The 14,912-nt window shown below is 65.6% G+C and carries 12 protein-coding genes, 1 tRNA gene and 3 pseudogenes; 13 read left to right on the plus strand and 3 right to left on the minus strand.

What is annotated here, in order from left to right; all coding sequences use genetic code 11:
• From D1F64_RS09570 to D1F64_RS09595, 6 genes are all read left to right on the plus strand, one after another.
• On the plus strand, positions 1-603 hold the full coding sequence (locus tag D1F64_RS09570; protein ID WP_117412259.1) for a riboflavin synthase: 603 nt from the start codon (positions 1-3) through the stop codon (positions 601-603).
• A gap of 192 nt (positions 604-795) precedes the next feature.
• A complete protein-coding gene (gene ribH, locus D1F64_RS09575; protein WP_117412260.1) occupies positions 796-1,242 on the plus strand; it encodes a 6,7-dimethyl-8-ribityllumazine synthase in 447 nt (148 codons plus the stop codon).
• Between the two features lie 2 nt (positions 1,243-1,244).
• Positions 1,245-1,802, plus strand: coding sequence for a transcription antitermination factor NusB (gene nusB, locus D1F64_RS09580; protein WP_117412261.1), 558 nt, complete (start codon positions 1,245-1,247; stop codon positions 1,800-1,802).
• A gap of 120 nt (positions 1,803-1,922) precedes the next feature.
• Positions 1,923-2,915 (plus strand): thiamine-phosphate kinase, encoded by a 993-nt coding sequence (thiL, locus tag D1F64_RS09585; RefSeq protein WP_117412262.1) that lies wholly within the window; start codon positions 1,923-1,925, stop codon positions 2,913-2,915.
• A 772-nt stretch (positions 2,916-3,687) separates the two neighbouring features.
• Positions 3,688-4,647 (plus strand): MFS transporter, encoded by a 960-nt coding sequence (locus D1F64_RS09590; protein ID WP_346432317.1) that lies wholly within the window; start codon positions 3,688-3,690, stop codon positions 4,645-4,647.
• A 313-nt stretch (positions 4,648-4,960) separates the two neighbouring features.
• On the plus strand, positions 4,961-7,099 hold the full coding sequence (locus D1F64_RS09595) for a sodium-translocating pyrophosphatase (RefSeq protein WP_117412263.1): 2,139 nt from the start codon (positions 4,961-4,963) through the stop codon (positions 7,097-7,099).
• Between the two features lie 79 nt (positions 7,100-7,178).
• Here D1F64_RS09595 and D1F64_RS09600 read toward each other — a convergent pair whose 3' ends face one another.
• Positions 7,179-7,682: an outer membrane protein assembly factor BamE gene (locus D1F64_RS09600; RefSeq protein WP_117412264.1), complete on the minus strand. Its 504-nt coding sequence runs from the start codon at positions 7,680-7,682 to the stop codon at positions 7,179-7,181.
• Positions 7,683-7,773: 91 nt separating this feature from the next.
• Here D1F64_RS09600 and D1F64_RS09605 point away from each other — a divergent pair, with 91 nt between their 5' ends.
• The 6 genes and pseudogenes from D1F64_RS09605 to D1F64_RS09630 all read left to right on the plus strand — a co-directional run.
• The gene (locus D1F64_RS09605) at positions 7,774-8,370 is read left to right on the plus strand and encodes a ubiquinol-cytochrome C chaperone family protein (protein ID WP_117412265.1); all 597 of its coding nucleotides are present in this window, start codon (positions 7,774-7,776) and stop codon (positions 8,368-8,370) included.
• Between the two features lie 3 nt (positions 8,371-8,373).
• The gene (locus tag D1F64_RS09610) at positions 8,374-8,991 is read left to right on the plus strand and encodes a DUF177 domain-containing protein (protein WP_117412266.1); all 618 of its coding nucleotides are present in this window, start codon (positions 8,374-8,376) and stop codon (positions 8,989-8,991) included.
• A gap of 140 nt (positions 8,992-9,131) precedes the next feature.
• Positions 9,132-10,195, plus strand: a pseudogene (plsX, locus tag D1F64_RS09615) (phosphate acyltransferase PlsX).
• Positions 10,192-11,172, plus strand: coding sequence for a beta-ketoacyl-ACP synthase III (locus D1F64_RS09620; RefSeq protein WP_117412267.1), 981 nt, complete (start codon positions 10,192-10,194; stop codon positions 11,170-11,172). Before plsX ends, D1F64_RS09620 begins: the two are co-directional and overlap by 4 nt.
• A 211-nt stretch (positions 11,173-11,383) precedes the next feature.
• A complete protein-coding gene (locus tag D1F64_RS09625) occupies positions 11,384-11,704 on the plus strand; it encodes an integration host factor subunit alpha (RefSeq protein ID WP_117412268.1) in 321 nt (106 codons plus the stop codon).
• Positions 11,705-11,740: 36 nt separating this feature from the next.
• A pseudogene (locus tag D1F64_RS09630) lies at positions 11,741-11,986 on the plus strand (MerR family transcriptional regulator); the annotation flags it as partial.
• 983 nt (positions 11,987-12,969) lie between these two features.
• Here D1F64_RS09630 and D1F64_RS23265 read toward each other — a convergent pair.
• Positions 12,970-13,119, minus strand: coding sequence for a hypothetical protein (locus tag D1F64_RS23265; protein WP_162901449.1), 150 nt, complete (start codon positions 13,117-13,119; stop codon positions 12,970-12,972).
• A 523-nt stretch (positions 13,120-13,642) separates the two neighbouring features.
• Positions 13,643-13,716 (minus strand) — tRNA-Cys (locus D1F64_RS09635).
• 255 nt (positions 13,717-13,971) lie between these two features.
• Here D1F64_RS09635 and D1F64_RS09640 point away from each other — a divergent pair.
• Positions 13,972-14,645: pseudogene (locus D1F64_RS09640) on the plus strand (protein-L-isoaspartate O-methyltransferase).
• The last annotated feature ends 267 nt before the right edge of the window (positions 14,646-14,912 follow it).

The raw sequence follows: 14,912 nt of genomic DNA on the forward strand, positions 1-14,912 counted from the left end.
ATGTTTACCGGCATCGTCACCGACATCGGCCGCGTGCTATCGGCCATCGATATTCCCGCCGGCCGGCGCACCCGCATCGCCACCCGCTACGATGCCGACGGCATCGACATCGGCGCGTCGATCGCCTGCGGCGGCCCGTGCCACACGGTGACCGCCAAGGGCCGTGACGGGGAGCGGAACTGGTTCGAGGTTGAATCGGGCGCCGAGACGCTGGCCCTGACCACGGCGGGCGACTGGCGCGAGGGAACGCGGCTCAATCTCGAGCGCTCGCTGTGTATTGGCGATGAACTCGGCGGCCACATGGTCGCGGGGCACGTGGATGGTCTCGCGGAGATCGTCGAGCGCCGCGATCATCCCGACAGCGCCTATTTCCGCTTCCGCGCGCCGCATGCGCTCGCCCGTTTCATCGCAAAAAAGGGCTCGGTTGCCCTGGACGGCACCTCGCTGACCGTCAACGAGGTGGAGGGCGACGAATTCTCCGTTTTCCTCATCCCTCACACGCTGAGCGAGACCACGTGGAACGAACGCAAGGCCGGCGACCGGGTCAACCTGGAAGTCGACACCATGGCGCGCTATGCCGCGCGGCTGGCCGAGTTCGGCTGAATTCATTCCACGAAGACGGAACGCGGCAACCCGCTTGGCGCATGCGTAGACCTGCGATGGCTCGGGCCCGTCGCCGCTGCTATAACAGGGCATCGCCGCAAGGGTCGGATCGCGCAATTTGCCACTGGACAAAGCCGGCCCGGCATGGTTCCTGTCGCCTCCTCTTTTCACGCATTGAAAGCACCATTTCCCATGGCGGCACCGCACATCCTCATCATCGACGCCCGCTTCTATGGCGATCTGGCCGATGAACTCGTCAATGGCGCGACCGCATCGCTTGACGCCGCCGGCGCATCCTACGACCGTATCTCGGTGCCCGGCGTTCTCGAGATCCCGGCCGCCCTGTCGATGGCGCTGATCGCGGCGGAAGACGGCGGCGCGCAGTACGACGGGTTCGTGCTGCTCGGTTGCGTCATTCGCGGCGAGACCAGCCATTATGATATCGTGGCGGGCGAAAGCGCGCGCGCCGTCATGGAGATGACCATCGACGGCGCCCTGGCGGTCGGCAACGGCATCCTGACGGTCGAAAATTCCGACCAGGCTTGGGCCCGCGCCCGCGTCAGCGACAAGAACAAGGGCGGCGGCGCGGCCGATGCGGCGCTTGCCATGATCGCGGTCCGAGACCGCCTCGGAGCCTGACCATGCATCCGTCCGCCCCAGGCAAAGGCGGCAAGTCCGCCGATCCGTCCGGTGACAAGCCCGCCAGCGGCGCGCGCGAGGTCAAGCCCGCCAACAAGCGCGGTCTGGCCCGGCTCGCCGCGGTCCAGGCGCTGTATCAGATGGAACTCGGCGGCACCCAGCTTTCCGACATCGTTGCCGAGTACGAGACCTTCCGGCTCGGAAAGGAGCTCGACGGCGAGCAGTACCGCGACGCCGACGCCGGCTGGTTCCGCGACCTCATGCACGGCGTCGTCGCCGAGCAGCGCGAGATCGATCCGCGCGTGCACACCGCATTGGCGCAGGACTGGCCGCTCAAGCGCATCGATTCCATCCTGCGCGCCATCCTGCGCGCGGGCGTATTCGAGCTGATCCGCCGCAAGGACGTGCCGGCCCGCGTGGTCATCAGCGAGTACATCGAGGTCGCCAAGGCGTTCTTCAGCGAGGACGAGCCGCGCATGGTCAACGCCGTGCTGGACCGGATCGCCCGCGATCTGCGGCCCGAGGAATTCGAAACGAAGGCTCCGGGCGACGCGGAATAAGCGGACGGATTTCGGTGTGGCCCGAAGTCCGACACGTGCTCCTTCTCCTCCTCAAGGGGAGAGGGACGCAAGCGGCGGGCGCTGGAGCCATGAGCGTAGCGAACGGGCGTGAGATCAAACATGAGCCGAATAGGCGAATTCGAGCTGATCGAGCGCTATCTTGCGCCCCTGGCCACCGACCCCGGCAGTTTCGAGCTTGTCGATGATGCGGCCGTGCTCACGCCGCCGCCGGGGCATGACCTGGTTCTGACCAAGGACATGCTGGCCGCGGGGGTGCATTTTTTTCCCGATGACCCGCCCGCCGCCATCGCGCAAAAGGCCCTGCGCGTCAATCTTTCCGATCTCGCCGCCAAGGGCGCGCAGCCGCTGGGCTATCTGCTCGGCCTCGGCCTGCCGCAAGGCTGGGAGGAGGAGTGGATCGCCGGATTCAGCGCCGGGCTCAGGGCCGATCAGGCAGACTACGGCGTGGTGCTTTATGGCGGCGACACCATCAAGTCCGGCAACGGCATGGTGCTATCTGTGACAGCCATCGGCCACGTGCCCGCCGGCCGGGCGGTGCGCCGCCACGGCGCGCGCCCGGGGGATCATCTCTATGCGACGGGCACCATCGGCGATGCGGCGCTGGGGCTGAGGCTGCGGCTTGACCCGGCATCCTGCGGGGCCTGGGCTCTGAGCGAGGCGGAGCGGGGCCATCTGCTCGGCCGCTATCTGCTGCCTCGTCCGCGTGTGGCCGCCGCTCCCGCCGTCTTGCGCTACGCCCGCGCCTCGATGGACATATCCGACGGTCTTGCGGGCGATCTCGGCAAGCTCCTGAGCGCGTCCGGTGTCGGCGCGGATGTGGAGGTCGCCCGCGTTCCGCTGTCCGATGCCGCGCGCCGCGCCACGGCCTCCGACCCCACGGCTCTCGCCACGGCGCTGACCGGTGGCGATGACTACGAGCTCCTTGTCGCGGTGTCGCCGGACGACGCTCCGGCATTCGAACGCATGCTCGCGCAAGCGCGTGTCGAGTCCGTCCGGATCGGCGTGGTGACGCAAGGCGCGGCTCGCGCGCGCTTCATCAATGACGGTGGCGGGGAACTGACGCTGGGGCAGGCCAGCTACGCGCATTTCTGATGCCGGCGGGGGCTGCGGCCTGGCGCTGGAAAATATATTTACTTGGGCGAATTGAGCATTATTTTCAGCAACTTGAGCTAAACTACTGCAATTTGGCAGAGGGCTCTGGCATTTTCTCGCGGAATGACCTCATAATATCCGTCGTTGTTGTTGGATCTGTGGCGCCGCGCGAAACGGCGCCGGTTTTCAAGGCTGTTTGGATATTGATTCGTAACGCACTTAATACCAACGATCGTAACGTATGACCCCTTTGATGGAGCCAAACCGGTTCGTCCGGCAAGGCGCGTCGCGCGGCGCGACCTGCCCGGTCGGGCAAGCGGCGCAACGCTGTCCGGTGGACCGGTTTGGCCCACCGAAGGCCGGCTTTGCGCAACGACTGGACAGCGTCGCGTTTCTTGAACGATGCCCCGCATCGCCCGCGAACCGCTCCTTGCCAGACGTCGCGCAAAACCGGTCAAATGGGTCATTCGTTGCGACCGTTGGTATTCCTCGCTTGTTCTGGAGCTTCAATGATCCCTTCTTCCGTTGGCGCGGTTCCGCCCGCCGGTGACCGGCTGGCCCGGCGCAACGCCCTGGTTTTGGCTGCGGCGCAGTCGCTCGGCGGGGCCACGGCGGCCATCGTCGTGGCCCTTGGCGGGCTCGTCGGCCACGCGCTGCTGGGCGCGGACAAGGAATTCGCCACCCTGCCGGTCACCGCAATGGTCTTGGGCACCGCCTGCGGCACGCTGCCCGCGGGTATCTGTCGCGCCGCTTCGGCCGTCGCACCGCCTTCATGGGTGGCGCGCTGGTTGGCGTGGCCGCCGGACTTCTCGCCGCCTGGGCGATCTTCGAGCAGGCCTTTGTCATGTTCTGCCTGGCCAGCGCGCTCAGCGGCTTTGTCGGGGCCTTGGTGCAGCAGTACCGATTCGCCGCGGCCGACACGGCCAGCGAGATGTTCAAGCCCAAGGCAATCTCCTGGGTCATGGCCGGCGGGGTGCTGGCCGGGATCATCGGGCCCCAGACGGTCATCTTCACGGTCGATCTGTTCGAGCCGGTGCTGTTCGCCGGCACATTCGTCGCGCTCGCCGGGCTCAATGTCCTGAGCTTCGTGATTCTCTCGCTGATCCGGATTCCGCCGCCGGAGACGGGCGTCGTCACCGCGCGCGGGCGTCCGATACTGGAAATCATCTCCCAGCGCCGGTTTATCGTCGCCGCGGCCTGCGGCATCGCCACCTACGCGCTGATGAGCTTCGTGATGACCGCCACGCCGCTGGCGATGGTTGCCTGCGGGCTCACCCAGACCGATGCGACCCTGGCCATCCAGTGGCACGTGCTGGCGATGTTCGGACCGAGCTTCTTCACCGGCCATCTGATCGCCAAATTCGGCAAGGAGCGGGTGGTGGCCACCGGTCTGGCGCTTCTGGCCGGTTGCGGCATGGTCGCGCTGGCCGGGGTCGCGGTCGAGAATTTCTGGATTGCCCTTGTTTTACTTGGCCTTGGCTGGAATCTCGGGTTCATCGGCGCGACCGCCATGGTGACCGACACCTACCGCCCCGAGGAGCGCAACAAGGTGCAGGCGACCAATGATTTTCTGGTCTTCGGCTTCGTCGCCGCGGCGTCGTTTTCGTCCGGAACCGTGCTGCACATATCCGGCTGGGCCACAATAAACTGGATGTTGTTTCCCGCCGTCGCCTTGTGCCTCACGCTGCTGGCGTGGCTGGTCTGGAGCGAAAGGCGCGCGACGGTGCTCTGATTTCGGGCCGTATCGCAACGTAAGTCTAAAGCTTTGTCAGCGGTTTAATGGCTGCGGCATCTTGACCTTGGCCAGACTCTCGATACCGTCAGCGTGACGCTGCGGGTCCGCCGCCGGTTCCCCGCAAGGGGCGGCGGCAGACCCGTGGTGGCGGGTTGGTGTGGCTTGCGTCCCGCTGAAGGCGGACAGGCTGTTCCGGCATTCCAGTATCGATCGGCCGCATCGAGGTTCAGGCGACATCGCCGGACCGGGCCGATCCAGCCGCCCACACAGGACCGCAAGAGTCCCGGGCGTATCTTGAAGGGGAGGAGCCATGAACGTGCTCTATTTGGTAATTCTTTGCGGACTTTTGTCTCTGGCTTACGGGGCATGGGCGACCCGTTCCGTCATGGCGGCGGATGCCGGCAACGCGCGCATGCAGGAAATTGCGGCCGCCATCCAGGAAGGCGCGCAAGCCTATCTGTCGCGGCAATACACCACCATCGCTCTCGTCGGCGCCGTTGTCTTCGTCATTGGCTGGTGGCTGCTGTCGGCCACGGCGGCGATCGGCTTCCTGATCGGCGCGGTGCTGTCGGGCCTGGCCGGTTTCATCGGCATGCACGTTTCGGTGCGCGCCAACGTGCGGACCGCGCAGGCGGCCTCGAAATCACTCGGCGCCGGGCTGGAGATCGCCTTCAAATCGGGCGCGATCACCGGCTTGCTAGTTGCCGGTCTGGCGCTGCTTGGCGTCACTGTCTACTACTGGGTTCTGACGGGTCCCATGGGCATGGAGACCGCGTCGCGGCCGGTCATCGACGCGCTGGTGTCGCTCGGCTTCGGCGCCTCCCTGATCTCGATCTTCGCGCGTCTGGGCGGCGGCATCTTCACCAAGGGCGCGGACGTCGGCGGCGATCTGGTCGGCAAGGTTGAGGCGGGGATCCCGGAAGACGATCCGCGCAACCCGGCCACCATCGCCGACAACGTGGGCGACAACGTCGGCGATTGCGCCGGCATGGCGGCGGACCTGTTCGAGACCTACGTGGTGACCGTCGTCGCCACCATGGTTCTGGCGTCGATCTTCTTCGTCGGCGCGACCGCGGAGCAGTTCATGCTGTTCCCGCTCGTGATCGGCGGCGTCTGCGTCCTCACCTCGATTGCCGGCACGTTCTTCGTCAAGCTCGGCGCCAACAACTCGATCATGGGGGCCTTGTACAAGGGCTTCATCGCCACGGCGGTCCTCTCCGCCGTCGCCTTGTTCCTGATCGTCTGGTTCTGGCTCGGCTTCGACACCCGGTACACCACGTCGACGGGGACCAGCTTCACCGGTCAGGACCTGTTCCTGTGCGGCCTGAGCGGTCTGATCATCACCGGCCTCATCATCTGGGTGACCGAGTATTACACCGGGACCGAATACCGTCCGGTGCGCTCGATCGCCCAGGCGTCGGTCACCGGACACGGCACCAACGTCATCCAGGGTCTGGCGATTTCCCTCGAGGCGACGGCGCTGCCGGCGATCATCATCATCGCGGGCATCATCGTCACGCATACGCTGGCGGGCCTGTTCGGCATTGCCATCGCGGTGACCACGATGCTGGCGCTCGCCGGCATGGTCGTGGCGCTCGATGCCTTCGGTCCGGTCACCGACAATGCCGGCGGCATCGCGGAGATGGCCGATCTTCCGGCGGAAGTCCGCGCCACGACGGACGCGCTCGACGCCGTGGGCAACACCACCAAGGCGGTCACCAAGGGCTATGCTATCGGCTCGGCCGGTCTCGGCGCGCTGGTGCTGTTCGCGGCCTATACCGAGGACCTGCGGTTCTTCGCGGCGAATGCCACGCCGGGCTCGATCTTCGAGGGCATCAACGTCGACGCACTGTTCAACCTCTCCAACCCCTACGTCGTGGCCGGACTGCTGTTCGGCGGGCTGCTGCCGTACCTGTTCGGCGGCATCTCGATGACAGCCGTCGGCCGCGCTGCGGGTGCTGTCGTGGAGGAGGTCCGCCGGCAGTTCAAGGAAAAGCCGGGCATCATGCTGGGCACCGAGAAGCCGGACTACGGCCGCGCGGTGGACATGCTGACCAAGGCGGCGATCAAGGAAATGATCGTTCCCTCGCTGCTGCCGGTTCTCTCGCCCATCTTCGTCTTCCTTGTCGTCAGGCTGGTCGCGACCCCCGCGGATGCCTTCGCCGCGGTCGGCGCGATGCTGCTCGGCGTGATCGTGACGGGTCTCTTCGTCGCCATCTCGATGACGGCGGGCGGCGGTGCCTGGGACAACGCCAAGAAGTCGTTCGAGGACGGCTTCATCGACAAGGATGGCGTCAAGCACGAAAAGGGCTCCGAGGCGCACAAGGCGTCGGTGACCGGCGACACCGTCGGCGATCCCTACAAGGATACGGCGGGCCCCGCGGTCAATCCGATGATCAAGATCACCAACATCGTGGCGCTTCTGCTGCTCGCGGTGCTGGCGCACTGATCACGCGTTGGCGGACATGAAAAAGCCCCGCGCGGATCGCACCGCGCGGGGCCTTTGTGTTGTGTGACAGCGTGTGCCGCTACAGTCCCAGGGACGGGTTGGCCGCGCCCTTCAGGATCTGGCTCAGGAAGCCGTAATCCGAACCGCCGGTGCGGGTCTTGCGCGAGATGAAGTCGAACACCTTGCCGTCCTTCAGGCCGTAATCGCCCAGATTGGCGACGCGGCCCTCGTCATCGAAATAGATCGCCACCACGCGCTGCTCGACGATGTCGGGCGCGAGAAACGCGGTCTGCTCTTCGCGCTGGGAGATGTAGTAATAGGCCTCGCCGCCGATCGTCGATGTGGTCGAGGGCGTGCCCAGCACCAGTTGCACCTGCTCGCGCGACGAGCCGACCTGAATCTGGGTCAGCGTGTCCGGCGGGATGACGTGGCCGCGGTTCATCGTCTTCGTCAGGCAGCCGCCGAGAGCGACACCAAGCACCAGACTGAGCGCGACGATGCGCGCGGCCCGTCTCGTCCGGCTGCGCGGAGCCTTGCTCTGGCCGTCGATGCCATGGTCGGTGTTGATTGTCGTCACCCGCATAGTGGCCCTGTCCCTCTGTTCGATCTTGGCAAAGTCCGTATCCTGCGTTAGGCCACTTGGCAAGTATGGTTCGCGTATCAGGTTCAGCCGCATGATCTTCAATTTTTTTCGTCGCGGCCGCAATGACCCGGCTGTAACGGCGGTTTACGTCGCGATCGTGGCACAGGCGCGGCAGCCGCATTTCTATGCGCGCCTGGGCGTGCCCGACACGCTGGAGGGCCGCTTCGACATGATGGTGCTGCACGCGGTCTTGCTGTTTCACCGGTTCTCGGGCGAGGGCGCGGCCGCGCGCGATTTCGGCCAGAAGGTCTTCGACACGTTCTTTCTCGACATGGACCGGAGCCTGCGCGAGCTCGGCGCATCGGACGAGGGCATGAAGAAGAAGATCACCCGCATGGCGGAGGTCTTCTACGGCTGCGCCGACGCCTACGCGAGCGCGCTTGACGCCGGAGACGATGCCGCGCTGGCGCTGGCGCTGGACCGCAACGTCTTCATGAACGCCCCGGATGGGGCGCAAACCGAAAGCCGGAGCCTGGCCGACTACACGCGGGCGGCCTCCGGCGCGCTGGCGGCCCAGGACCCGGCCGCGATCGTCGCCGGAACGCTGACGTGGATCGACCCGGCGCCGTTTGGCCCGCGATCCGGCGGCACAACCGGCGCCAACGCGTCTCCGGAGCGAGTGGAGTAGCCCATGACCCTGATTTCGCCCCCCTTGCGCTGGCGGCAGATGCTCGATGCGATCCCGCCTGGCGGCACCCGTTTCGAGCGCGCCGCGAGCGAGGAAGAACGCGCGGCGCTGCGTGACGCCTACGGCCTCGTCGACGTGCTCTCCTTCAAGGTCGCCTATGAAATCCGTCCGTGGCGCAAGAACGGCTACCGCGTTCTGGGCCCCATCGACGCCGAGGTCGTGCAGACCTGCGTGGTCACGTTGGAGCCGGTCGTCCAGGCCATTCACGAGACCGTCGACATGACCTTCCTGCCGCAGGCGGAGGCCGAGCGGCTGGCCGCGCGCCAGGAGGAGGAGGGCGAGATCATCGTCGACATGGAAAGCCGCGATCCTCCCGAAGGCTTCACGGGCACCTCGCTGGATATCGGCGGGCTGAGCGCCGAACAGCTGGCGCTGGCCATCGACGACTATCCGCGCAAGCCCGGCGTCGATTTCGAAACGGCGGTCGCGGCCCGCGAGGGCGGCGCGGCGGTGGGTGACGCCGCTGAGGACGCCTCCGATGCGCCGCCGGCAAAGCGCTCTCCCTTCGCGGCCCTGGCGGCGCATGCGCTTGCCAAAAAGAACGCGGATGATGACGGTTGACACCATGTCATCTGTCACACGCGCGACAAACTAGGTTGTCAGTCGGGGGGAATTGAGTATGGTCCGACGGCCTTCGAATTGCTGCGCGGCGCCCGCTTGCGTGGCCGATCCGAGACAAATGGAGCCCGGCGAAACGCCCTATGGCAAAACCGATTAGAATTTCGATTGATGCGATGGGCGGCGACGATGGGCCGGAAGTCGTGATTCCGGGCGCGGCCATCGCGCTGGAGCGCCGGCCGGACATCCGCTTTGAAATTTACGGCAAGCAGGAGATTGTCGCGCCGATCCTGGCGCAGCATCCCAGGCTTGCCGAGGCCTCGACGCTGCATCACTGCGACATCGCCGTGCGCATGGACGACAAGCCGAGCCAGGCGCTCAAGCAGGGCCGCCGCAACTCCAGCATGTGGCGCTGCATCGAGGCCGTGAAGATCGGTGAGGCTGATGTCGCCGTTTCCGCCGGCAACACCGGCGCGCTGATGGCGATGGCGCGATTCTGCCTGCGCACCATGGCGGGCATTGAACGCCCGGCGATCGCGGCGATCTGGCCCACCTTGCGCGGTGAATCGATCGTCCTCGACGTGGGCGCGACGATCGGCGCGGACGCGCAGCAGCTTATCGACTTCTCGATTCTCGGTGGCGCCATGGCGCGCGCGCTGTTCGGCATCGCAAAGCCGACGGTCGGGCTGCTCAACATCGGTGTTGAGGAGGTCAAGGGCTGGAAGAGGTGCGCACCGCTGGGCGGCTGTTGCGCGAGGCGGATCTTCCCTCGCTGTCCTACGCGGGCTTTGTCGAGGGCAACGATCTGGGCAAGGGCACCGTCGACGTGGTGGTCACGGAAGGGTTTTCGGGCAACATCGCGCTGAAGACCGCCGAGGGCACGGCCAAGCAGATCGGCGCCTATTTGCGCTCGGCCATGAGCCGCACCTTGATGGCGCGCATCGGCTATCTCTTCGCCAAGAGCGCATTTGACCGCCTGCGCGAGAAGATGGACCCCAGCAAGGCCAACGGCGGCGTCTTCCTCGGTCTCAACGGCATTGTCATCAAGAGCCATGGCGGCACAGACGCGGAAGGCTTCGCCAATGCGGTGGAGCTGGCCTACGACATGGCGCGCAGTGAACTCATACACAAGATCGCGGATGACCTGGTGCATTACCAAAGCGGCGGGTTTCAGGAACGGATCGATCAACAGGCAGGTGAGAAGTGAGTGTACGTCGATCCGTTGTACTGGGCTGCGGCAGCTATCTTCCGGAAAATACCGTTACCAACGATGACCTGGCGACCCGGGTCGACACGTCGGACGAATGGATCGTCCAGCGTACCGGCATTCGCGAGCGCCATATCGCGGCCGAGGGAGAGTTCACCTCCCATCTCGGCCTGAAGGCGGCGCGCGCCGCGCTCGACCATGCGGGCGTCGACGCCCAGTCGATCGATCTCATCGTGCTGGCGACCTCGACCCCGGACAACACGTTTCCCGCGACCGCGGTCACCATCCAGGCCGCGCTTGGCATCACCCACGGCGCGGCCTTCGACGTGCAAGCGGTCTGCTCGGGCTTCGTCTTCGCGCTGACCACGGCCGACGCCTTGCTGAAGGCCGGACAGGGCACCCGCGCGCTGGTCATCGGCGCGGAGACCTTTTCGCGCATTCTCGACTGGGAAGACCGCACCACCTGCGTGCTGTTCGGCGACGGCGCCGGCGCCGTGGTGCTGGAGCTTCAGGACGTGCCGGGCGACATGTCGACCGACCATGGCATCCTCACGTGCCACCTGCGCTCGGACGGCAACCACAAGGACAAGCTCTACGTTGATGGCGGGCCGTCCTCGACCCAGACGACCGGCCATCTGCGCATGAAGGGCAAGGAAGTCTTCAAGCATGCGGTCGGCATGGTCACCGACGTGATCATGGACGCGTTCGAGGCCAGCGATACCTGCGCGGAGGATCTCGACTGGTTCGTGCCGCATCAGGCCAACCGCCGGATCATCGATGCCTCGGCCCGCAAGCTCGGCATCGCGCCCGAAAAGGTCGTGATCACGGTGGACCTGCATGGCAACACCTCGGCCGCCTCGATCCCGCTGGCGCTCGACACCGCGGTGCGCGACGGCCGCGTCAAGCGCGGCGACCTGCTGATGCTCGAGGCGATGGGCGGCGGCTTTACCTGGGGTTCGGTGCTGCTGCGCTGGTAGCGCGCGGCCACGTTCAGCCGGGGCGGCGCCAGTCCCCGTGCGATCGTGCGCGGGCGCGCGGCGGCCAATATCGGCCATGCTTGCGCCCCAGCGGCATTATTGCGTATGGCGGTGGTTGACCCAATGCGGCGGAGCGCATACCGTAGAGCGTTGGCGTTCGAAGTTCGTCTTTAAATTCAGCACTGTCGACGATTTCGCCCAAGGAGGGGCCATGAGCGGCAAAACCGTTACACGAGCCGACCTTTGCGAAGCGGTCTACCAGAAGGTCGGCCTCTCGCGCACGGAATCGGCGGATCTGGTCGAACAGGTCCTGTCGGAGATTTCCGATTGTCTGGTGGCCGGCGAGGCGGTGAAGCTGTCGTCGTTCGGTTCATTCGTCGTCCGCTCCAAGGGTGAGCGGATCGGCCGCAATCCGAAGACCGGCGAGGAGGTTCCGATTTCGCCCCGCCGCGTCATGGTATTCAAGCCAAGCAATGTCCTGAAGCAGAAGATCAATCAGGAACTGCTTGCGAACGGTTCCGGCGCCGAGTGAGCCGGACACTCCGATTTCTGAGCGTGAAGAAGCCCAGTGGATAAGAGTCCCGACGCTTTTCGGACGATCAGTGAGGTCGCGACGGAACTTGATCTGCCGCAGCACGTGTTGCGCTTTTGGGAAACACGGTTTTCCCAGATCAAGCCGATGAAACGCGGCGGCGGGCGGCGGTATTACCGCCCGGAAGACGTTGAGCTGCTGTGCGGCATCCGTCATCTCCTCTACGGCGAAGGCTATACCATCAAGGGCGTGCAGCGCATCCTGAAGGAACAGGGCGTGCGCTACGTCATGGACATCTGGCGCGAAGGCGACGAGGGGGAGGCTGACGACGCTGCCGCACCCAGCGGCGCGAAGACCGCGCGCGTCGAGCCGTCGCTGGCGTCCAAACCATCCCGCGCACCCTCAGGATCGTCCGATGAAGCGGATGACGAGGGTTACGGCGAGCCGTCCGGCGGGGACGAGGAAGAGGCGTATGACGAGGCCGCGGCGCCTGAAACGGCTCCCGCCGCGGATCAGGTGCCCGAAATCCCGGCGATGCTCAGCCGGCGGCAGGATACAGGGACCCGGGACGCCGCGCCGCGGGCGCGTCGCCCGGAGCCGGCGGACGCAGAGGGCCCGCCGGCGCGCGGGGTGCGCGGCATTGTCCAGGAGCGCGCGTCGGGCCCGCCGGTCAACGGCGACGAGGCCGAGCGGATGCCGCGCGACGTGCTTGCCGACGATGAGGTTGGCGAGCCGGCGGCGGCGCGGTCCTCGTTCCGTTTCATGGAGCGGTTGCGTGGCGGCGAGGGCCGGCGCGACAGCGAGCAGCATGAGCCCGGCCAGCAGCTTGCCAAGGACGATATCCGCCGGCTGCAGGCGACGCTGTTTGAACTGCTCGAATGCAAGCGGCTTCTCGACCAGGCCCGCTGAACTGACCCCGTCCTTCCCGAAGATGCCCGGAACTGAAAGCGCGCGCGTGCGACTCCGCGCGTGAACCGGTCCGAACAAACAAAAAAGGCGGATGATCGTCGTTGCGATCATCCGCCTTCAGTTTTTGGGAGGTACAAGACCCGGCTGTCGGAGGGAGAAGACCCGGTCTTGGAAGAAACCCGAACATGCTTGGAGATCATGCTCGGGCAGAGAGAAAGACTGGAGCGCTTTTCCTTCAATGGGAGGATTTGAAGTCTTGAAAAGCGCTCCAGCGAAGGTGCGGAGTATCCGTGATAGCGGTCGCAGTCTGGAGGGAAGCTGCGGGTGCGCCCCGGGAGGAGGGGGCGCGGTCGCTATCAGGCGGAGACGCCGCGAATGTTGTCCGCGCTGTTGCCGTTCGTCTCGGTCAGGGCGCTCTTGACGAAGCGGCCGAGAACCAGGGCGAGCGCAACGAGCGGCGCGAAGGAGTATTTCGTGTAGGTGTTCTCAAAGGTCATGCTGGTCATTGGCTTGTCCTTCCTGTTTGCAGTCCGCGGGCCGTCTCGGCGCCGTGGCTGGCTGAATTTCGTGAGTGCCAGAGCGCCACCACTCGGTGGCAATCGGTGTCTGGCATCTGGTATACCAGAGATATAACGCAATTCTCGAGCAGCGCAATATCCCGGTCCCTGAAAATGTTGCAACGCAGATATGCATGAAACGCAGGGCTCCGGCATCCCGCGGCACCCGCAGGCGCCACACCTCACCATGTAAGAAGAAATTGTTTTATATCAAGGGTTTGATAGGTATCTCAAATCGCTCGATAGGCATTCTCTATCATCGGGAAGGCAGCGCTCCTCCGCCGTGACGCTATGTTGCAACGCACAATATGGCGGCGCGCTCGTGCTCTTCCGGCGGCGCGTCCCCAAGCAGGCGGGGCGCGCGTGGAGGCGGCGCCTGGCGCGGCCGGCTGTGGTCGCGGACAGGCGCGGCGCATGAAGCCGCCCGCCGCCGGCGCGGCGTCGGATCGCATCTATTACGGAAGGGGAAATTTGGAGGCCTCGCCCGGAATCGAACCGGGGTACACGGATTTGCAATCCGTTGCGTCACCACTCCGCCACGAGGCCTCAAGCACCTGATTCCGTTCACGGAGCCGTGAACATGATTGGCGAGAGGGTTGATTAGCAGAGGTCCGGCGGCATCACAATGGGGAGGCGCCACAATTTGCACAGCTTTGATCCGCGTCGCGAAAAATGTCGTTTCCGCGCGTGGCTATGACGCGTCGGCGGCCAAATGCGCGGGCCTGTCCGGCGGTGGCCCTTGTCAGGGGGTGTTGGGGGGCTAATGAACCGTGAGCCAAGGCAATCGGACAGGACGAGGGTGTGATGGGCGATTTCGCGGTAGCCCGCCAGCGGATGGTGGATAACCAGTTGCGCACGAACGATGTGACGGATCTGCGGATCCTCGACGCGATGGGCGCCGTGCCGCGCGAGTTGTTCCTCCCCAAGACGCGCCGTCCGGTCGCCTATATCGACGACGACGTCGCGATCCGCGATGCCGGCGACGGCAGCCCCGCCCGCTATCTCATGAAGCCGCATGTCTTCGCCCGGCTGGTCCAGCTTGCCGAGATCGAGCCTGACGATCTGGTGCTGGTGGTCGGGTGCGCCACGGGGTATTCGGTCGCCGTTCTGGCGCGAATCGCCGGCTCCGTCGTGGGGCTTGAGGCGGACGCGGAACTCGCGGCCGCGGCCGGCGAGATTCTGGTCGACGAGGGCATCGACAACGCCGCGGTGGTGACCGGTGACCCCGGCGCCGGTCTGCCCGACGAGGGCCCCTATGATGTGATCGTTGTTGACGGCGCCATCGAGGAGCTTCCCGACGCGCTCACCGCCCAGCTCAAGGAGGGCGGACGCCTGGTGTGCGTGCGGGTCAGGGCAACGCCGCGGAAGCCTTGCTGATGACCCGCAGCGGCGATGCCGTGGGTGCCCGCGCCGCCTTCAACGCGGCGGTGCATCCGTTGCCCGGATTTGAGCGTCCCCGCGCCTTCGTGTTCTAGAGTCCTGAAGCAACTTCAATCACTTGAATGCGCCCGGCGAAGCCCTTTCGCCGGATTGACCCTGCGTGAATCCGCCGCGCCAGCCTGTTGCCCTGAAGCCTCAATTAGGGTTTTTTTAACACTTGCTCCCTCGGGCGGTTAAAAAGCGGCGCCATCGGTCCTACTATCAATGGCAAGCGGGTCAGGCATGGGCGGCTGCTGGCGTGAGCTGGTTTAAGTCGTTCTGTCGGCTGCGTTTATGGCGGTTTCGTTTTTGGCGGCGATGCG

Origin of the sequence: Breoghania sp. L-A4, assembly GCF_003432385.1 — a bacterium.
In the GTDB taxonomy this organism is placed as follows: Bacteria; Pseudomonadota; Alphaproteobacteria; order Rhizobiales; family Stappiaceae; genus Breoghania.